We start from the raw sequence: 19,941 nt of genomic DNA on the forward strand, positions 1-19,941 counted from the left end.
CTTCTGCTTCCAAACGTGCTTGCTCTTCTGCGGCAAGTCGCGCTTGTTCTTCGGCTGCTTTTTTAGCTATTGCTTCCGCTTCTATTCTTGCTTGTTCTTCGGCTTCCAAACGTGCTTGCTCTTCTGCGGCAAGTCGTGCTTGTTCTTCAGCTGCTTTTTTAGCTATTGCTTCCGCTTCTATTCTTGCTTGCTCTTCGGCTTCCAAACGTGCTTGCTCTTCGGCAGCAAGTCGCGCTTGTTCTTCTGCGGCAAGTCGTGCTTGTTCTTCGGCTGCTTTTTTAGCTATTGCTTCCGCTTCTATTCTTGCTTGCTCTTCTGCTTCTAAACGTGCTTGTTCTTCTGCGGCAAGTCGTGCTTGTTCTTCGGCTGCTTTTTTAGCTAATGCTTCCGCTTCTATTCTTGCTTGTTCTTCTGCTTCCAAACGTGCTTGTTCTTCTGCAGCAAGTCGCGCTTGTTCTTCGGCTGCTTTTTTAGCTATTGCTTCCGCTTCTATTCTTGCTTGTTCTTCTGCTTCCAAACGTGCTTGCTCTTCTGCGGCAAGTCGCGCTTGTTCTTCGGCTGCTTTTTTAGCTATTGCTTCCGCTTCTATTCTTGCTTGTTCTTCGGCTTCCAAACGTGCTTGCTCTTCTGCAGCAAGTCGTGCTTGCTCTTCGGCTGCTTTTTTAGCTAATGCTTCCGCTTCTATTCTTGCTTGCTCTTCGGCTTCCAAACGTGCTTGTTCTTCTGTAGCAAGTCGCGCTTTTTCTTCGGCTGCTTTTTTAGCTAATGCTTCTGCTTCTATTCTTGCTTGTTCTTCGGCTTCTGAACTTGTTTTTTCTGCTACAACAACTTGTTCCTGTTCTTTAATCTGTTGTTCAGGAGTACTCTCTGTAGGTTTTGTTTGCTCCTTTGTTTTATTTCGCGCTAAGCGGCTACGTTTACTATAAGAACTTTTTCTTTTCTTTTCAAAGTTTAAAAGCCCTGTGATTCTTTCTTGTCTAAAACTAGAATCGTCTTGTGTTGTAAGTATGAATGCTAGTGTTAACTCGTGCGAAGAGCCTAAGTCAAGGAAATCACCTAGAGATTTTTCATAATTATATTCTAATGCAATGTTTGAGGTAATATTAAAACCGACACCAGCAGAACCTCCGTAGAGTGTGCTGTAACCGCCTTGTATCCAGAACCCTTTAGGTACTCTAAGCATAGCTGTTCCTGAGTAAATGGAAGTGTCTTCTCGAATTTCGGCACGTCCTAATGCAGAAAATTTGCTATTATTAAAAAAGCCATATGAATCAATATAACCTGAATACATTAAGTGCCCTTGGATACCTCTTTGTGGTTGCTCTTTTAATATTTGTGAAGTATTCACATCATAGCTTATTAAATTATTTATAGTTAAACCAACATCTATAAAACCACCTCCATAATTTATACCAGGGCTTATAGTGGTTATTAAGCTAGAAGGTAAGTTGTCAAGCAAGGGGTCAGGAACTGTCGTTACTACCCTGTCCATGTTAACACTACTATTATAAACCAATAGATTGAGACCAAAAGTCAAGTTGTTTTCTGGAGCGAGTTGGGCGTTATATGCAAAATTTGCAATACCTCCAAAAGTAGTGAATACTCCAAAGTTTCTCTGAAAGAGACCCATCCCTGCGCCAATATTTTCAGAGAATCGACCAGAAAAGCTTGCTAAATATGTTTCTGGAGCATCTTCTATTTGAAAAAATTCACGCTTATTATTGATTGTAATATGCCTGTAATCTTCTCTAGCGTAACTTAAAGCGGGACTAAGGATATATTTATTAAACATCAATGAATTGCGTGCTGGTAAACCCAATGCAATAGCCCCTGTACTTTCCTGAGCTTCAGAAAGAGCCGAACAACAGATAATCAAAATTATATGTGCTACGATTTTTTTCACGTTATCTCACAACTGTTATGGAGCCTGTTATTACTTTTTTATTTGGAGGAGTTATCATATAATAGTAGACTTGATTTGCATCGCTTAACTCCTGAGTATTCTCTGGCCAATTATTTAAATAATCGTTGGTGTTAAGAGCAGCAGTACCATTGCTATTAAAAATGACTATCTCTGTATTGGTGCCACTTAAATATTCTGCGGGTATCATCCAAGTGTCATTAAGGCCATCACCATTAGGACTAATAACATTAGGAATAGTATCTGTGTTAATTTCTATTTTGATTTCAAAAAATAGTTCTATACTAAAATCACAGAGCCCTGTTGCTGTTGCTATAACTTTATAATTACCAACTTGGGAGGCGATCAATTGATTTTCTGTAGCATTTTCAATGATTTCATCATTGAAATACCACTCGTACTGAACATTATCTAATGTCGTTTCTACGGTAACCGTAAGATCTTCTCCCATCTCAATAAAGTTTATTGCAGGTACATCTATGGTTATGGAACCAGCTAGACTTTCAAGGAGGATGCTTCCTACTGCAACACAGTCTCCCGCCGTAACAATGACTGCATAATTTCCAGAATCATTTGTTTGTAATGTGTTTTGATTTGCTCCTTCGATTAGTTCGTCATCTTTGAACCATTGGTAATTTTCACCTATCACTGTTGTGAGTATTGTTCCTTCGCCATTGGAGCAAAACGGATTTCCAAGACTTGACGTTATCGTTGCATTAGCTGGCTCTTCATTAGACGCTTGGGAAATAGTTACTCTATTAGAAAATGATTCTGAGGTACAGCTGCCATAATTTGTCTCAGCAAAGTAAGTTCCTTCTTCAGATACTTGGAATGTTTCGCCTTGAGCGATTAAAATTGAATTTGTATCATCTATAACCTTATACCAATTAAAGCTTAGACTTTCAAAAGTGAGGGGTGATATAGTGCCATCAAAACCTGGATTATCTATTGTAAGTAGGTAAGCTAATCCTGGACAAAAAGTTCCAGTATCTATGAGTCCATTAATCGTAAATGGAGTGTCGTGTAGTTTAAAATAGGCAGCAAAAGCTGATGATGGAGCACTTGTCGAAGCTGGGGACGTACTCTTTATTCTAATCTTATAGTTTTCTCCTGCTGTATCGGTAGGTAAGGAAAAGGCAACAGTTGCTGGAGAGGTAGTAATCTCGTTAGAATTTGAAACAAAAACTTCAACAGCCTCTGTAAATTCACCATTGGCATCAGAAAGTTCTACAATAAACTGATTGGAAGTGTTTAAGGAAGAAGGAGGGTTAAAAACAAAAGTCGCCTCAAAGGTGTTAAATGACTCATTAGCACACGCTTTACTAAACTCTAAGGTTGGCTGACCAATAACTAGTTGAGCTGTAGCGGTAGGAACACTACTGACAGTAAAACATATCAGAAATATGCCCTGAAAAATGATTCGGGTAATGTAAGCCATGATTTGGGGGAATTATGGTTAATTGTGGCAAATGTTTGACTAGGTTTGTTAACCTGTGATTTATTAAAAATAATATTGTTTTGGTTAGTTAGAACTGCTCGATGCTATAATTTTATTAATACGTAAACGAAAATCTGGATTTTTCAGATTCTTATGATCAATGAAGGTTTTAACATCTTCTCCTTTTGAATATACATTTTGAAAACTACTGTTACCATACCAGCTTTCAAGATCTTCATTGTCCTTGGAAAATTCAACAAAAATGTTTCCTTCACAACTATTAAAGTACATGTTGGTAAATCTAATTTGTTGTAAATTTTTATCATTTAGAGAAATTTCACGGCTAAAAATAACTGCTGGATTAAATCCAGATATCACACTCTTGTTCATTGTCAATTGGGTGTTTGCATCTACATAGATGGCTTCATGTACTAATCCTACTTCAATGGCATTTTTTAAATTATTACTAAAATTAAGAAGGGTAAGATTATTTGCCGTGACTGATGTTTTTACTTTTGCAAAATTTGCTTCCTCTTCATTGCTATTAGTTGTAACGTGTATACTTGCAGCACCTTTGGATGCAGAGTCATAAGGTGACCTTACGGCTAAAGAGTTCGAAATATTTACTTGTGTTCCTGAATCAAACATATAATCTGAATGACTAGCTTTAAATGACACGAGTTGCTTTAAATCTACTCCTCCACCTACTATATACAGGGAGTTTCCTTTACTATAGCTCATCATGATATTAGAAATCTGGGTTTGGTTACCCACAGCATAGAGGCTTAAGGCATCAAAGAACCCAAAATCTTTCGTTCGTTTACCAGCATATTCTATTCTCACGTATTCCATCACTCCAGAATTACTTTCTGTATTTGTACCACCATAAATTAAATTATCTGGTGAGTAGGAAACAAGTCCTTTTTTAACAAGGTCTTTTTCACTGAGTTTATTACTAGGGGCATCACCTAATAGGAAAATACCTCCCCAGTCTCCAGCTCTAGGAGCATCCTTGGATGATGTAAATACGATTGGATCTGTCTGGTTTCCTTTTGCATGAATAGTAGAGCCTGAGGTAATTATGAGGGATGCTTTTGTTTTATGGTCTGCTAGAATAAGTGTGCCTGGTTCAATAACTAATCGTGTGCTGTCAGTAACAAATACATCTCCCAACAAGAGATAAATCTCTTTTTTTAGTAAAGTTACCGTATCACCTTTTATCTCTCCACTTAGAATCTGAGTAGGCTTTGGCTTTGTTTCTGGCTTCAAATGAAATTTAGTCCAATAACTCAACCAATTATTTTGACCAACAATACCCTTCTCTTGCTGTGCAAAAGTAGAACCCGTCGAAAAGAAGAGAGAAATGACCAATAATAGAAGTACGTTATGTTTTTTCAAAATCATCATTTTTATTCAAACTCAATTTTTTAACCTTTTATAAAGAACTAATCTACAATATATAGGACGAATAACCAAATAACGTCGATAAAATACGTGTATATGTAGTTTTACATGCTTTTTTATACTACAGAGTGGATTTTTATGTGCCCTTTAGGCTAGCCTCCTACTGAATTTATGCGATTAAACAACTTAGTCAGATATATCCTACATAATGGAATATCATCCCAAACTACTAGTCAAAGTCATTATAAGTATGTAAGGACTTTAGGGTCTGCTCATAAAATAAAATGGCCGATAATAAACTAGATTTGTCAGAATAAGGTAGCACTAGCTTCTGAAAAGCCATGGTGTCTTCAAAATAAGAGGAGGTAGCCTCAATATTGTCTAATAATGCTTTTCTGTGCTCTTTTGTGTCAGGTATTCCCAAGTCGCTCATAGTTACCCCAGGTTTTGTTGTGAAGGCAATATTTGGCAAAATCTTAATAATCACGTCAATGCGTTGTATATATAAATCTAGAAGTTGACCTTTGTTCATCGCAAGTAATTCTTCACGATCATGATATTTATCGATTCTCACATTCTTGCTAATAATTTCTTGTTCTTTAGTAACTTGGGAAAAAGCTCCTTGAGCGAACCCAAATAGTAGTAAAAATATGATTGCAGGGCGCAGATTAAGTTTGGTAGTCATAGGTAAAATTTTTAAAGTCAGTCTTAAATTTTTCTTAAATGGAGGGGAAACTACAAATAAAATCGATGAAATCAAATAAAACATCGACAAAAAGCACTTTTTTGAATAAATAACTTACATGAACATTACTTTTTTTTAAATATCAAGCACTCTAACTTACTATATAGTCCATTTCTTTTAGTCATTAATTTTATTTGGTTTTAACTTATAAAATTCAATAGTATCAATTACGATTAAAACTAGAAAGAGAATTTTACGGCCCAAAGTTACTTTTTTTTATACAATAAAAACACTTTTTCTGATGTTGAATATAATTTTGGTTTCTAAAATTTTAGGAAAATTGGATAGATCATGTTTAAAAAAAATAGCTGCCTTTTACTAGAGCTATAAGAATTGAAATAGATTTGATAGTTAATTACATTTGATACTTAATTTTTTTTTGTCAATTGGTAAGTACAAGCGTTTAGCCTGTAGCTTTCCTATGTATCCTTTAATTTTTTAAATGATACATTCTGAAAAGTAAAAAGAATCCTACAAGTTGTAGCATAATTTTTCGATCGCTCAAGGCTAGGGAAAAGGAAAAATTGGCGAAATACATTTTTATACTTAGATGTATGGAGAAAACACTGTAAATACTATCTGTAAACAGATCAATAGTGTCTATTTTTTAAGATATTTGCACACATCGAAATTGAAGATGAAAATGAAGATGAAATTGAAATTTGACTCTTTGATTTTTTTGTGATGTACTATATAATTAAAGTATCGGCTAAAAGCTAACGACAAAGAGAAATGGCACAAAAACCTTCCATACCTAAAGGAACCCGTGATTTTTCACCTATAGAGGTGGCAAAACGCTCCTATATTATGAATACCATTCGTACGCAATTTCAGCGCTACGGGTTTCAACCAATAGAGACCCCTAGTTTTGAAAATAGCAGTACCCTGATGGGAAAATACGGGGAAGAAGGCGATCGGTTGATTTTTAAGATTCTGAATAGTGGGGATTATTTAGGGAAGGTTAAGGATGACGCTTTCGCGAAAGCAGACTCAACCGCACTCACTCCTCAAATCTCAGAAAAAGCCTTACGGTACGATCTTACCGTGCCTTTTGCGAGATACGTGGTACAACACCAGAATGAAATCGAATTTCCGTTTAAGCGATACCAGATGCAACCCGTTTGGCGTGCAGACCGTCCGCAGAAAGGACGTTTTAGAGAATTCTATCAATGTGATGCCGATGTCGTAGGAAGCGATTCCTTATGGCAAGAAGTCGAGTTTGTACAGTTATACGATGCTGTTTTTACCGCGTTGCAACTAGAAGGGGTGACCATTAAAATGAATAACCGCAAAATCCTTTCGGGAATTGCTGAAGTGATTGGCGCAAGTGATAAATTGATTGATTTTACCGTAGCCCTTGATAAACTCGATAAAATTGGCGAAGAAGGGGTGACCAAAGAAATGCTCGCTAAAGGGATTACCCAAGAAGCCATAAATACAGTAGCGCCTTTATTTACATTAGACGGAAGTTTTGGTGAACAACTCAAAACATTACAAACCTTGCTTGCAAATTCTGAAACAGGCATGCAAGGAATTGAAGAGTTAACCTTTATCAACGAAGCCATAGAAAGCCTTGGTTTGGAAAGTGCTAAACTACAACTAGACGTCACTCTTGCTCGCGGACTCAATTACTACACAGGCGCTATTTTTGAAGTAGCAGCGCCAGAAGGTGTGCAGATGGGAAGCATAGGCGGTGGTGGTCGCTATGCTGACCTTACCGGGATTTTTGGACTTCCCAATGTGAGCGGAGTAGGGATTTCCTTTGGATTGGATCGGATTGCATTAGTGATTGAAGAACTTAATCTATTTCCAAAAGAAACTGTAGAAGGTACCAAAGTGTTGTTTATCAATTTTGGAGAAAAAGAAGCATTGTATGCGATGAAAGCGATCAAAAGCCTTCGTACCCAAGGAATTGTTGCCGAGTTGTATCCTGATAAGATGACTTCTGGAAAACACATGAAAAAGCAAATGACGCATGCCAACCGTCGGGAGATTCCATTTGTGATTTTAGCAGGAGAAGAAGAAATGACTAACAAAACGTTTACCCTTAAAGATATGCGGGCTGGAGAGCAAGAGACGGTAACGCTAGATGTATTGATTGAGAGATTGAGATAAAGCAACTCATGATGTGGTGATTGCTTTCGCGAAAGCGTATAAGAAATAGGAATCATTTTGACAGAATGATGTACTCATAACATAATTAAGATTCAAAATAGAGTAGTATTCTAATTTAGAGTAGTACTCTATTTTAAATAGTGAATACGAATTAGATAAATTCCTTACACTATTGAGATTTCCGTTTTCGCGAAAACATACTAATATATTTTTTAATTTGACGCTAACAGCTACCGACTAACGACCAAATATTTTTCACATTATTGAGATTTCTGCCTTCGCGGAAATGAAAACGAAAGCTATGAGTACACTTGTTCAAATACATGTCTTACCCCACCAAGCTGAAGACGATGATTATGTGGCTGAGAAAGCTTTCGCGAAAGCGAGACTAAGAGCAGACGACGTGCGCGAATGGGATATCCGAAAGCGAAGTATTGATGCCCGTAAATCACCCGTGCGGGTATCCTTACAAATTGAATTTTGGAAGCATGATGAGATACGAGCATCCATTCCTGCCTTTGTCCCACAACACGTACACCATGCCCCCGAAGTAGCGATTATTGGAGCTGGACCTGCGGGGTTATATGCCGCGTTACGAGCTGTTGAAGGCGGATTGAAACCCATTATTTTTGAACGTGGGAAAGATGTACGAGCTCGGCGTCGGGATCTGGCAGCAATCAATAAAGAGCATATCGTCAATGAAGATTCGAATTACTGTTTTGGAGAAGGAGGGGCAGGTACCTATTCGGATGGGAAGCTCTATACCCGGTCTAAAAAACGAGGAAATGTCCTGAAAGCCCTAGAATGGTTTGTACATTTTGGCGCGGTCGAAGATATTCTAGTCGATGCGCATCCGCATATCGGTACCAATAAATTACCGAAAATTATTACCGCCATGCGCGAAGCAATTATTGAAGCAGGCGGCGAAGTTCGCTTTGGAAGTAAATTGACCGATCTTAAGGTCATAGACAACCATATCAAAGAAATCCAAATCAATGATACCGATTGGTTGTCTTTTGATCATGTCATTTTAGCGACAGGCCATAGCGCACGTGATATCTTTTATTTATTACATAAACGAAAGGTCAAGATAGAAGCGAAGCCTTTTGCTATAGGGGTGCGGATTGAGCATCAACAAGCATTGATTGATGAGATTCAATACCACGGCGATAGTGATAATCCGTATTTACCACCCGCTTCGTATAGCCTAGTGCAACAAGTAGATGGGATGGGGGTATATTCATTTTGTATGTGTCCAGGGGGGATTATAGCTCCTTGTGCTACCGCTCAAGAAGAAGTAGTGACCAATGGATGGAGCCCTTCTAAGCGTGATAATCCGTATGCTAACTCGGGAATTGTCGTCAGTGTGACGCCAGAAGATTTGCCTAATTATACAAAAGGCGACCCGTTTGTGTGTTTGGATTTTCAAAAATCAGTGGAGCATGCGTGTTGGGAAGCGGCTGGAAAAACACAAGCAGTCCCTGCCCAACGAATGCGTGATTTTGTGGATGGACGCATTTCAAAAGATTTCCCGAAAACCTCCTATCAACCTGGCATTGTCGCTGTCGATTTAAATAAGGTATTGCCTCCATTAATCGCAAAGCGTCTTAAAAAAGCATTTATTGCTTTTGGGAGAAAAATGAAAGGATATCTTACCAATGATGCCGTTTTGCATGCCCCTGAGAGTAGAACGTCTTCCCCCGTGTCTATTCCTCGTGACCCAGAAACGTTAGAACACATCGAAGTAAAAGGGTTGTATCCATGTGGCGAAGGAGCTGGTTATGCCGGTGGGATTATCTCTGCGGCTATTGATGGGATTAATTGTGTAGATAAAGTCGTAGAGAAGTATAGTGCATTGGTATCTTCAGCAGCTTTACCTCTCACAGAAACTACTCCTAAAGTTAAAAAAAGAAGAAAAAGGATAGGGGAGTGATCTTCAATAGAAAAACTAAGTTATATAGTTTTTGTTTTTATAATTTTATTCTTGGCTATTTAAGTTGCTACATGAATATTGATACGTTTTGGAAGAATCATAGAATTTTAGAAAGCAGGTGTTTGTACTTGAAAATAAGTTGAGTGTTTATACGTAGAGTTTCTACGGTTATTGCGTATACTTTTGGTATTCAATTTAAAACGTAACAAATTATGGCAATTATTTTAAAAAATGCACTCAATGAAGATGTAAGGTATGATACATCACCTAGTGTAGGGTCAGGTACAATTAAGGCAAATGGAGGTACAGTTAGTGTTGAAGGTGCTACACGAGTTTCTTGGAAAAGAGGAGGTAATTCGTCGTACTTTTCATTCCCAGTAAATGATAACAAAGTATACACAATGGAAGTATCTGAAAAAGGACTGTAATTTAAAAATTAGTATGCATATCCAAAATTAATGAAGTATTGAGGTTGATTTTGGATATGTATAATTGATAAACAATTGTTTATATTAAATTTCAATGCCAAACAAAAAATGTATTCTTATTATAGGAGATGCTGTTGCTAATACTGGATTTGCGAGAGTTATTTATGAGATTTTTTATCCTCTTAAAGATCGCTATCGTCTTGTGCAATTAGGAACCAATTATTTTGGAGATCCACATACGTGGCCTTGGGAAATCTTTCCAGCCGACGTGGGTAGCTATAGTATGGGAGCACATCGTATTAAAGATTTAGTTTCAAATTTGAGACCTGATGTCATCTTTATGTTGCAAGATCCATGGGCGTTGGTTTCTTATTTTAAAGAACTAGAAGAATTTCCTCATATACCCACGGTGGTATATGCTTCATTTAACGCGGCAGATATTGATCCTTTAGTACTCCCATGGTTGGGTAAAGCAAATTATCTTGTCGTGTATACGCAGTTTGCAAAGGCAGCTTTGGAAAAGGCGCTACAAAAACAGTCTGATTTGGTTTTTCCGAGTATAGACGTGCTCCCACATGGAGTAGATACAGACATATTTAAACCTTTAGGCCCTGATAGATCAACATCACAAAAGATCGCACGAGAAGCTATTTACCCTAAAGAAAATAACGATTTACAAAATGGTTTTATCGTTTTGAATGCCAATAGAAACCAACCTCGTAAACGTATTGATCTTACCATGGAAGGTTTTGCTTTGTTTGTAAAAGATAAACCTAGCAATGTATTCTTACACTTGCATATGGGATTAAAAGATATAGGTTGGGATATTAAGGCTTTAGAAAAACGTTACCAATTGGAAGATAGATTGATTTACTCTACCGATCTGGATACACCTCCTAATGTAAGTCAAGCATCGTTGAATACTATTTTTAACGCAGCTTCTGTAGGTATAAATACTGCATCTAGTGAAGGGTGGGGATTATTAAGTTTTGAACAGGCTGCAGCAGGACTTGCACAAATTGTTCCTGATCATACAAGTGGGAGAGAGTTATGGTGTGATAGTGCTTATCTCTTACCTTATACCATTACTTTAATAAATCCAGACACCAAAATTAATGAACATATTATTCATCCTGAGGATATCGCTTTGGCGTTAGAAAAAGCATGGAGCGATAAGAATGACCTTGCTCTTAAAGAGCAGCTGTGCTACAAAAACGCTACGAAAGCAGCATATAACTGGGCAAGAATATCTAAACAATGGGAAGTTATCATTGAAGATCAATTGTCAATCTTAATATAAAGAAAGGTATTGGTATGAACGATATCATATTTATCCCATAAAGTAACACTTTGTTTCCTACAACTATAACTAGTAATCCTCTTAATTTCGAGAGCGCCTAAAGTCAAAAAAAGAAGAAAAAGGATAGGGGAGTAGATTCTTTTAGGTGTTTTTATTCTTTTCTAAATATTCCTGATACCTTCTCTCAACTCGATCTCTAAAAAATGTCTCTGGGGTTGCGGTAGGTGTGAGGACGTCTAGTGGATTAAAGTGAAAAGCATCTTGTAATGATCTTAGTTCTTTTTGAATAGATGCTGCTTCTGCTTTAGGAAGCGAAAGCGTTTCTATTTTCTGATCGATAAATTTTTTCAAATTTTTATCTAAAGCAGAAAGATCTTCTTTCTTCACATATTCGCTCAATTCTTCGTGCATGTATTTTAGAACAGATTGTACGGTCTTTTTGTAAAGCTCATTAGCCTGTTGCTCTTTTTGGTTTTCTTGCGCTGCTGCAGAAAGAAGAAGTTGTTTTTCTTCTTCCCGTTGTTTCTTTTCAATATTGGCTTGTTGTTTTAGTTGTTTTGTACTGAGGTATAACTTTAAAATAACAAGTATAAGACCAAGTACAGTAACCACAAAAGCAATCACTTCTTGTGAGGAACTTACATTCATAACAAAATTTTAATATCTGATTCTAAAGTAATTGATTAGCGTAAGTAAAGCAAATTATAAAAAGAAAGCTTCTTAGCAGAGCGTTTTCTTATAAGTAATAACGCTTATTTTTAAACTCAATAGTTACTTATAAAACGCATCTCCATAAAAAGATGTTGGTTCTACAACAATAGTTGTAAGCTCTACCGTATGTCCATCTGGATCTTTGGTGTAGATAGAATGAAAGTAGTGATGGTCTGTAAATATATAGTCCAATTGTAAAGCTTCGTATTTTTTTCTCGCTTTCGCGAAATTCTCCACACTCACATGAAAAGCAAAGTGGTCTATTTTGACGTTTTTAGATGTAGGATCTAACATAGGATCCCCTATCGTGGCAGGAAACAAAGCAACACCTGTTTTATGAGCCATCATAAAAATAGGAAAAGCACCCCATTCAGGAGTTGTTTTACGAGTAAGACCTAACACTTTTTCATACCAAGAAGCCGATACCTCTAGATCCTTTACACGGATCGCTACATGATCGAGATCGTCTATTGTAAATTCATTCATCATCTTTTTTTTAATTCAAATTCACCCCATTGACCTTCTCCAGGGGTTTCCCCCATTTCCCATTCTCCTACAATCTCATCTTCGGTATCATTAAAAAAGCCTGTATATCGTATTGCTGGATGTTTTTGATCCTTATCGGTAGCGAGTACTCCTTGCTCATTTATATAATAAAGATAAGGATACTGCATGGTGAAGCTTATTAGATTTTTTTCAATAAAACCCTTAATCGTTGCAGGTTTGTTAAAAAGAGGCTTAGATTCTTCGTCCCATGAAGTCCCAGTAAAAGTTCCATTATGGAGATTGATAGCTATTTCAAAAGGGACACGTCTTCCTTCCTCCTCATTAGATACATCACCTTTCTCATCATACACAGGATAGGTAAAATATCCTGACCAATTCTCTTGTATATCTATTATTTTCATTCGTATAAAAGTCTACATAATATTTCAGTTATACAACCCAGTTTTATGAATGTTTTTCTACTAGATTTTCTAAGTCTATGAATAATTAATTTTATTTAGAATAATTAAAAATAGTATTGTGAATACGTCTTAATATTTTTATTTTTGCATCCTAAATCAAAATAATATGATCCGTAAAGTCTTAAAAATCGTTGCTCTTGTAGCACTTGTCGCATTGGTTATTATTCAGTTTATCAGACCAGAAAAAAATATTGGAGATTATACGGATGTTGCTGCCTTTGAAGCAGAAACTAAACCTTCAAAAGAAGTAAAAGCAATTCTTAAAAATAACTGTTACGACTGTCATAGTAATAGTACGGTTTATCCTTGGTACGCAGAAGTGGCTCCGTTTACATTCTTTATTGACGAACATATAGAGGATGGAAAAAAACACCTTGACTTTGCCAAATGGGAGACCTATTCCCTTAAAAAGAAAGATCATAAACTCGATGAGCTTATCGAAGAGGTTGAAGAAGGAGAAATGCCTCTAGAATCCTATGCATTGATCCATGGGAATCTATCTCAAGAAGAAAAAGAGCTTTTGGAGACATGGGCAAAATCAGTGCGAACTGAGCTACAGAGCCAGATGTAGGCTATTTTAAAGTGCGCATAACAAAAACTTAACACTCCTTATTTAAATTTAATCTAAATAAACTTTGCAGAACCAATTCTCTGTATTATTTTTGTCCTCGAAAACGAAACACTATTTATATTAAGTCTAAATAAACATGAAAAAACTCTTATTTTCCACCCTAGCTTTTACCGCCATATCCCTTATTTCATGCAGTAACGATGACGATACTGACATCGTAGATCCAGGACCAGACGTAACTATTGAAGTCCCAACAACCTATTCTTTTGAAAGAGATGGAGTTTCTACGGTGAGCTTCTCAGGACAAACCACACGTATCCTCATGGCAGATGAATTAATTGCTTCTATGAGAGATTTTGATACCGCAACAGAATCATTATTGTTAGATATGTATGCAAATGAAAATACTCCCTTTTCTAGTGATGATTTGAATGCTTCTACAAAAAATATACGTAGCAAAGTAGCTGCTTCTCAAGATTATTTTAGCATCAACAGTGCAGCATCAGCAACTATTAAAGCCCAATTTGAAGCGTGGCTTTCGGCAAACGTAAACGAATTAATTCCAGCTCAAAATACAGCAGCCTCTGCTGGTGTTGCAGGTCAAATAGCCGATGGAGAAGCCACCCGTTATGTAAACCCACAAGGATTAGAATATGATCAAGCCGTGATCATAGGATTGATAGGTTCATTAATGGTAGATCAAACGCTTAATAATTATCTAGGAACAGCAGTACTTGACGCAGGGACCAATCAAGAAGATAACGATAACGACTTACTTGTAGATGGAGAGTCGTACACAGATATGGAGCACAAATGGGATGAAGCGTATGGATATGCCTATGGGACGTCAGCAAATACGGCCAATCCAAATCTAACCATTGGTCAAGATGATCTTTTCTTGAATAAATATATAGGAAGAGTAGAAAGTGATAGTGATTTTGCAGGCATTGCAGAAGAGATCTTTAATGCCTTCAAATTAGGACGCGCTGCCATTGTGGCTAAAAACTATGAAGTAAGAGATGCACAAGCGGCTATTTTAAGAACACTCATTTCTGAAATTGTAGGAATCCGTGCAGTGTATTATTTGCAACAAGGTAAAAATGGGATTGAATCTAATGATTTTGGAGCCGCATTACATGATTTATCAGAAGGATATGGATTCATCTTTAGCTTACAATTTACTAGAAACCCACAAACCAATACACCTTATTTCTCAGCAGATGAGGTCCAAGGATTTATTGATCAGTTGACCGCAGGCAACGGATTTTGGGACGTAACGCCAGCGACCTTAGATGAAATTTCAAATGCCATTGCAGATCGATTCAACTTTACAGTAACTCAAGCGGCAACGATAAATTAAAAGTTGTAAAGAAAGATTGGCATAGTAAAATTTTGCACATTAGTTAATATTGAAAAAGAAACAATACACATGAAAAAGATTTTAGGAATTGTATTCGTAGTTTTAGTAGCCTATGCGTGTTCTAGTGATGATAGTTCACCAGAAGATCAAGGACCTACACCTTCCTCTTTTGATAGAACTGCTTTATTAGAAAATTGGGCAGATAACATCATTGTTCCTGGTTATGTTGATTTTGATTCAAAAGTAGCTGCTTTAGAAAGTAATACCCTTCTTTTTAGCAATCAGCCTACGGAGTCAAATCTTGAAGCGCTCAGAGTTTCTTGGTTAGATGCTTACACAACTTGGCAACGAGTCTCTATGTTTGAGATAGGACCTGCCGAAACCGTAGGACTCAGATTAAATGTCAATATATTCCCTGCCAACGTCACCAACATAGAAGATAATATCACAAACGGAACCTACAACCTTACGTTGTCTTCCAATAGATCTGCCAAAGGCTTTCCTGCTTTAGATTATCTCTTACATGGTATCGCTACAGATGATGTAGCAATTCTAGCTATCTATACTGGCGCACAAGGAACACAATACTTACAATACCTTCAAGATGTAGTGGCAGATATGCAAACACTCACTACAACTGTACTTAATGAATGGCAAAATGGCTTTAGAGACACCTTCGTTAATAATAATGGTTCTTCTGCAACTGCCTCTGTAGATCGAATGGTTAATGATTATATCTTTTATTACGAAAAATTTCTAAGAGCGGGCAAAATGGGAATCCCAGGGGGCATCTTCTCGGGTTCTGTAGAAGCAGGAAATATAGAAGCCTTATACGCAGGAAACCTTTCAAAGCAACTCTTTTTAGAAGGACTGGACGCCGTTCAGGATTTCTTTAATGGGCGTGCATACAATGGCAACGCTCAAGGCGAAAGCTTGAATAGTTACCTCGACGCTTTAAATGTCATCAAAGATGGCGCCGATCTAAACGTGATCATTAACAGCCAATTTAATGCAGCACGAGAAGCAGTACAAGGATTAGGAAGTTTTGAACAAGAACTCCAAAATAATCCGCCTGTTACCTTTTTAAACGCCTATGATGAGGTACAACGTATCGTTCCTCTCTTAAAAGTAGATGCTGTCAGCGCCCTAAGTATCAGTATTGATTTTGCAGATGCAGACGGAGATTAAGAATTTATGATTAATAAATTACAAACCTATTTGAATAGCCACACAGAGGCCGCTCCACTAGCGGTCTTTCGTGTGTTTTTTGGTTTGTTAATGTTGGTTAGTATTCTTCGGTTTTGGAGTTACGGATGGATCGAAAAATTTTACATCGCACCCGAATTTCATTTTACGTTTTATGGCTTTAGTTGGGTACGTCCGCTTGGTGAGTGGACCTATCTCTTATTTGCTATTTGTGCCCTAAGTACGATCATGATTACCCTAGGATGGAAGTATCGTTTGGCGATGATTACCTTCTTTTTGAGTTTTACCTACATCGAATTGATGGATAAAACCACCTATCTGAATCATTATTATTTTATATCCATTCTCAGTTTTTTACTCATCTTTTTACCAGCAGGGCATTATTTTTCTCTAGATACGCTTTCGCGAAAGCATAAAAACAATAATCCCACTGCTACCTCAAACGTCATCGGATTTGTACCGCGCTGGACCATCGATAGTATCAAATTACTCTTGGGGATTGTGTATGTATATGCCGGCCTCGCCAAATTAAATAGCGATTGGTTACTCAATGCCATGCCCCTTAAAATCTGGTTGCCCTCCAAGTTTGATATTCCTTTGATAGGGAACTTGTTGGGCCAAGAATGGGTGCAATACGCCTTTAGTTGGATAGGCGCAGGATACGACTTGTTTATTCCGTTTTTATTACTTTGGAAACCCACCCGTACGTTTGCTTTTGGAGCGGTGGTGATTTTTCATATACTCACTCGTGTATTATTTCCTATCGGGATGTTTCCGTACATTATGATTGTGAGTGCACTTATATTTTTTGATGCACGTTTGCATAAGAGGGTGGTATACGCTTTCGCGAAAGCAGTAAAATATCCTAAAGAATTACTAGAATCATCTCGGATATGGAAACCCGTTTCTGTAAAAAAATACAAGGTCTCATTATGGGTTGTAGGTGTTTTCTTTGGTATACAATTATTGCTACCATGGCGATATTTACTGTATCCTGGCGAACTTTTCTGGACCGAGGAAGGGTATCGTTTTTCATGGCGTGTAATGCTCATGGAAAAATCGGGCTATGCACAATTTAAAATTAAAGATGGAGTCACCGGAAAACGATTTTACGTCAATAATGCTGATTTTCTGACACCATTACAAGAAAAGCAAATGAGTTTTCAACCCGACTTTATATTGGAATACGCACACTATTTACGAGATCATTTTGCAGCACAAGGACATCAAAATGTCGAGGTGTATGTAGAATCGTACGTGGCACTTAATGGTCGGTTGAGCACCACATTTATAGATCCAGACGTTAATCTGGCTGAAATCAACGAATCATTTTCACATAAAAATTGGATCAAACCCTTCAACGATGAAATTAAAGGTTTATAGTTTACTTGTTTTCTTTCTTATACCGTTTTTCGCGCAAGCGCAATACACCCTCTCTGGAACTGTTACAGATGATGGGAACGTGCCATTACAAGGTGTAGAAATCTATTTACAAGGCGGAAATCAGATCACAACAACCGATGCACAAGGAGCCTATATTTTTGAAAATATAAAAGAAGGATCGTATGTGCTTACGATTTTCGGATTGTCGTATCAGTTGCAAGAAGAGCCTCTCACCATTACAAGTGATATGCAAAAGAACTATCGTTTGTTTCCCTTAGGAGAAGCGCTTTCTGAAGTGATTTTAACAACGCGTCAAGAGAAAATATTTGCATTGCGGTCTCTTAAAAAAGTGGAAGGAACTGCAATTTATGCAGGTAAAAAAAGTGAGGTAGTGCTTTTGGATCAAATCACGGGAAATCTGGCAGCCAATGCGCCTCGCCAAATCTACAGTCAAGTTGTGGGTCTAAATATCTATGAAAATGGTGACGCAGGTTTGCAATTGAACATTGGCGGAAGAGGACTAGACCCCAACCGATCGGCAAACTTTAATATTCGTCAGAATAATTATGATATCAGTGCTGATGTGTTAGGCTATCCCGAAAGTTACTACACACCTCCTGCCGAGGCATTAAGCGAAATCCAAGTGGTGCGCGGTGCCGCTTCTTTACAGTATGGGACACAGTTTGGCGGGCTCATTAATTTCAAGTTTAAAAAACCAAACGCAGCTAAGAAAATAGAGCTGATTTCTCGTCAAACCGTAGGTTCGTTTGGGCTACGAACTTCTTTTAATAGCCTGAGTGGAACGGTAGGAAAGGTGAGTTATTACACCTATTTTAATTACAAAGAAGGTGATGGCTTCCGACCGAATTCTCAGTTTAATAGTCGAAATTATTTTGCACAGGTAGGCTATCAATTGAGTGATAAAACCACGATTACAGGAGAATTAACCCTGTTTAATTACCTCGCCAAGCAAGCGGGTGGGCTTACAGACGCTCAATTTCTGGATGATCCGGATTTTAGTAATAGGGATCGTAATTGGTTTGATATCGATTGGAAAGTGTACTCGGTACGATTGGATCATAAGTTCAGTCAGAAAACTAATTTTAGTTTGAATCTTTTTGGGCTGGATGCTCAACGAAGTGCGGTTGGATTTCGTACCAACCGAGTCTCACAACCTGACGACCTAGAAGAACCACGAGAAGTGCTCGTTGACAATTTTACCAACTGGGGTGCAGAAGCAAGATTGTTAACTCGTTATAAGATTGGAAAACAAAATGCAGTTCTTCTTATAGGTTCTAAGTATTATGATGCCAATAATAATCAGCGACAAGGACCGGGGACCACAGCGGCTAATGCTGATTTTTCCTTTGCAGAGGATCAATTTCCAAATTATGAACGCCAAGCACAATTTGATTTTCCAAATAGAAATTTAGCTGTTTTTGGTGAAAATATTTTTAATATCACTGATAAACTCACGATTACACCAGGGTTTCGTTTTGAATACATCAAAACCGAAAGTGAAGGGGCTTTTAAAAACATTGTATTAGACCTTGCAGGAAACCCTTTATTAAATGAAGAGGTGCCAGACAATAGAACCTTTGAGAGAGACTTTGTGTTACTTGGAACAGGAATTACCTATAGATTACAAAGGGGGATAGAGTTGTATGGAAATATCAGTCAGAATTACCGTTCGGTGACTTTTAATGATATCAGAGTCGTCAACCCTTCCTTTGTGATTGATGAAAATATCACCGATGAAGAAGGCTTTACGGTAGATATTGGTGCGCGAGGTCGTCTTGATAATCAACTCTCATATGATGTAAGTCTGTTTGGCGTGCGTTATGATCAACGTCTTGGAGAAGTTTTATTTGAAGATGCTGATGGGAGTCTTAAAAGACGACGAGGCAATATAGGGGATGCCTTTATTTATGGGCTTGAATTTTTTGGCGATTGGAATCTGAGAAATACATTTTTTGAAGAAAAAGAGAATATGAAATTGAATGTGTTCGTCAATCTCGCCCTCACAGAATCTGAGTATACCCGCTCTGAAGAAATTGGGGTAGAAGGTAATCAAGTAGAATTTATCCCTGACGTAAACTTAAAAACAGGGATTAATTTTGGGTATAAAAATCTAACCGCAAGTATTCAATATACCTACCTTACAGAGCAATTTACAGACGCGACCAATGCGCCTCAAGATGTCAATGACAATCAGCGAGGGATTGAAGGAACGATTCCGTCCTATGGGATTTTAGATATTTCGGCGGCATATACGTACAAACGTTGGAAACTCGAAGCAGGGATTAACAATGCGTTGGATGAGTCTTATTTTACCCGACGAGCGACAGGATATCCTGGACCCGGAATTATCCCTGCCGAACCCCTTGCTTTTTATACCACTTTGCAGTTGAAGTTGTAAAAGACAGTATAAAAATCGATTGAACATACTATTTTTCCA

The 19,941-nt window shown here is 37.6% G+C and carries 16 protein-coding genes; 9 read left to right on the forward strand and 7 right to left on the reverse strand.

Going from position 1 to position 19,941, the window contains the following annotated elements; all coding sequences use genetic code 11:
- The 4 genes from ACFO3O_RS09340 to ACFO3O_RS09355 all read right to left on the reverse strand — a co-directional run.
- A partial coding sequence (locus ACFO3O_RS09340) for a PorP/SprF family type IX secretion system membrane protein (RefSeq protein WP_379978336.1) occupies positions 1-1,903 on the reverse strand: 1,903 nt, incomplete at its 3' end.
- 1 nt (position 1,904) lies between these two features.
- Positions 1,905-3,359: a T9SS type B sorting domain-containing protein gene (locus ACFO3O_RS09345; protein ID WP_379978337.1), complete on the reverse strand. Its 1,455-nt coding sequence runs from the start codon at positions 3,357-3,359 to the stop codon at positions 1,905-1,907.
- 84 nt (positions 3,360-3,443) lie between these two features.
- Positions 3,444-4,763, reverse strand: coding sequence for a hypothetical protein (locus ACFO3O_RS09350; protein WP_379978604.1), 1,320 nt, complete (start codon positions 4,761-4,763; stop codon positions 3,444-3,446).
- Between the two features lie 229 nt (positions 4,764-4,992).
- Entirely contained in the window at positions 4,993-5,448 is a 456-nt protein-coding gene (locus ACFO3O_RS09355; RefSeq protein ID WP_379978338.1) for a hypothetical protein, read from the reverse strand.
- Positions 5,449-6,240: 792 nt separating this feature from the next.
- Here ACFO3O_RS09355 and hisS point away from each other — a divergent pair.
- The 4 genes from hisS to ACFO3O_RS09375 all read left to right on the forward strand — a co-directional run bounded on the left by hisS (position 6,241) and on the right by ACFO3O_RS09375 (position 11,284).
- Entirely contained in the window at positions 6,241-7,623 is a 1,383-nt protein-coding gene (gene hisS, locus ACFO3O_RS09360) for a histidine--tRNA ligase (RefSeq protein WP_379978339.1), read from the forward strand.
- A 301-nt stretch (positions 7,624-7,924) separates the two neighbouring features.
- Positions 7,925-9,556 (forward strand): NAD(P)/FAD-dependent oxidoreductase, encoded by a 1,632-nt coding sequence (locus tag ACFO3O_RS09365; protein WP_379978340.1) that lies wholly within the window; start codon positions 7,925-7,927, stop codon positions 9,554-9,556.
- 212 nt (positions 9,557-9,768) lie between these two features.
- Positions 9,769-9,984: a hypothetical protein gene (locus tag ACFO3O_RS09370; RefSeq protein ID WP_379978341.1), complete on the forward strand. Its 216-nt coding sequence runs from the start codon at positions 9,769-9,771 to the stop codon at positions 9,982-9,984.
- A gap of 94 nt (positions 9,985-10,078) precedes the next feature.
- Entirely contained in the window at positions 10,079-11,284 is a 1,206-nt protein-coding gene (locus ACFO3O_RS09375; protein WP_379978342.1) for a glycosyltransferase family protein, read from the forward strand.
- Between the two features lie 141 nt (positions 11,285-11,425).
- On the opposite strand, the gene ACFO3O_RS09380 is transcribed toward ACFO3O_RS09375, so the two are convergent.
- From ACFO3O_RS09380 to ACFO3O_RS09390, 3 genes are all read right to left on the reverse strand, one after another.
- Positions 11,426-11,932, reverse strand: coding sequence for a hypothetical protein (locus ACFO3O_RS09380; RefSeq protein WP_379978343.1), 507 nt, complete (start codon positions 11,930-11,932; stop codon positions 11,426-11,428).
- 123 nt (positions 11,933-12,055) lie between these two features.
- Positions 12,056-12,484 (reverse strand): VOC family protein, encoded by a 429-nt coding sequence (locus ACFO3O_RS09385; protein ID WP_379978344.1) that lies wholly within the window; start codon positions 12,482-12,484, stop codon positions 12,056-12,058.
- On the reverse strand, positions 12,481-12,903 hold the full coding sequence (locus ACFO3O_RS09390; RefSeq protein WP_379978345.1) for a hypothetical protein: 423 nt from the start codon (positions 12,901-12,903) through the stop codon (positions 12,481-12,483). The genes ACFO3O_RS09385 and ACFO3O_RS09390 overlap by 4 nt, the downstream gene beginning before the upstream one ends.
- Positions 12,904-13,069: 166 nt before the next feature.
- Between ACFO3O_RS09390 and ACFO3O_RS09395 the strand changes: the two genes are divergently transcribed.
- The 5 genes from ACFO3O_RS09395 (at position 13,070) to ACFO3O_RS09415 (ending at position 19,902) form a co-directional block, all read left to right on the forward strand.
- Positions 13,070-13,534, forward strand: coding sequence for a heme-binding domain-containing protein (locus ACFO3O_RS09395; RefSeq protein WP_379978346.1), 465 nt, complete (start codon positions 13,070-13,072; stop codon positions 13,532-13,534).
- A gap of 136 nt (positions 13,535-13,670) precedes the next feature.
- Positions 13,671-14,894, forward strand: a complete 1,224-nt coding sequence (locus tag ACFO3O_RS09400; RefSeq protein WP_379978347.1) for a DUF4856 domain-containing protein — start codon at positions 13,671-13,673, stop codon at positions 14,892-14,894.
- Between the two features lie 69 nt (positions 14,895-14,963).
- Complete coding sequence (locus ACFO3O_RS09405; protein ID WP_379978348.1) at positions 14,964-16,082, forward strand: imelysin family protein; 1,119 nt, start codon at positions 14,964-14,966, stop codon at positions 16,080-16,082.
- 6 nt (positions 16,083-16,088) lie between these two features.
- A complete protein-coding gene (locus ACFO3O_RS09410; RefSeq protein ID WP_379978349.1) occupies positions 16,089-17,483 on the forward strand; it encodes an HTTM domain-containing protein in 1,395 nt (464 codons plus the stop codon).
- A complete protein-coding gene (locus ACFO3O_RS09415; RefSeq protein WP_379978350.1) occupies positions 17,464-19,902 on the forward strand; it encodes a TonB-dependent receptor domain-containing protein in 2,439 nt (812 codons plus the stop codon). Before ACFO3O_RS09410 ends, ACFO3O_RS09415 begins: the two co-directional genes overlap by 20 nt.
- Positions 19,903-19,941 lie beyond the last annotated feature (39 nt).

The organism is Dokdonia ponticola (assembly GCF_042653865.1).
GTDB lineage: Bacteria > Bacteroidota > Bacteroidia > Flavobacteriales > Flavobacteriaceae > Dokdonia > Dokdonia ponticola.

Coding starts and splice junctions, on each gene's coding strand:
- ACFO3O_RS09345 (WP_379978337.1), bottom strand. CDS start 3,359: ATGGCTTACATTACCCGAATCATTTTTCAGGGCATATTTCTGATATGT.
- ACFO3O_RS09350 (WP_379978604.1), bottom strand. CDS start 4,763: ATGATTTTGAAAAAACATAACGTACTTCTATTATTGGTCATTTCTCTC.
- ACFO3O_RS09355 (WP_379978338.1), bottom strand. CDS start 5,448: ATGACTACCAAACTTAATCTGCGCCCTGCAATCATATTTTTACTACTA.
- hisS (WP_379978339.1), top strand. CDS start 6,241: ATGGCACAAAAACCTTCCATACCTAAAGGAACCCGTGATTTTTCACCT.
- ACFO3O_RS09365 (WP_379978340.1), top strand. CDS start 7,925: ATGAGTACACTTGTTCAAATACATGTCTTACCCCACCAAGCTGAAGAC.
- ACFO3O_RS09370 (WP_379978341.1), top strand. CDS start 9,769: ATGGCAATTATTTTAAAAAATGCACTCAATGAAGATGTAAGGTATGAT.
- ACFO3O_RS09375 (WP_379978342.1), top strand. CDS start 10,079: ATGCCAAACAAAAAATGTATTCTTATTATAGGAGATGCTGTTGCTAAT.
- ACFO3O_RS09380 (WP_379978343.1), bottom strand. CDS start 11,932: ATGAATGTAAGTTCCTCACAAGAAGTGATTGCTTTTGTGGTTACTGTA.
- ACFO3O_RS09385 (WP_379978344.1), bottom strand. CDS start 12,484: ATGATGAATGAATTTACAATAGACGATCTCGATCATGTAGCGATCCGT.
- ACFO3O_RS09390 (WP_379978345.1), bottom strand. CDS start 12,903: ATGAAAATAATAGATATACAAGAGAATTGGTCAGGATATTTTACCTAT.
- ACFO3O_RS09395 (WP_379978346.1), top strand. CDS start 13,070: ATGATCCGTAAAGTCTTAAAAATCGTTGCTCTTGTAGCACTTGTCGCA.
- ACFO3O_RS09400 (WP_379978347.1), top strand. CDS start 13,671: ATGAAAAAACTCTTATTTTCCACCCTAGCTTTTACCGCCATATCCCTT.
- ACFO3O_RS09405 (WP_379978348.1), top strand. CDS start 14,964: ATGAAAAAGATTTTAGGAATTGTATTCGTAGTTTTAGTAGCCTATGCG.
- ACFO3O_RS09410 (WP_379978349.1), top strand. CDS start 16,089: ATGATTAATAAATTACAAACCTATTTGAATAGCCACACAGAGGCCGCT.
- ACFO3O_RS09415 (WP_379978350.1), top strand. CDS start 17,464: ATGAAATTAAAGGTTTATAGTTTACTTGTTTTCTTTCTTATACCGTTT.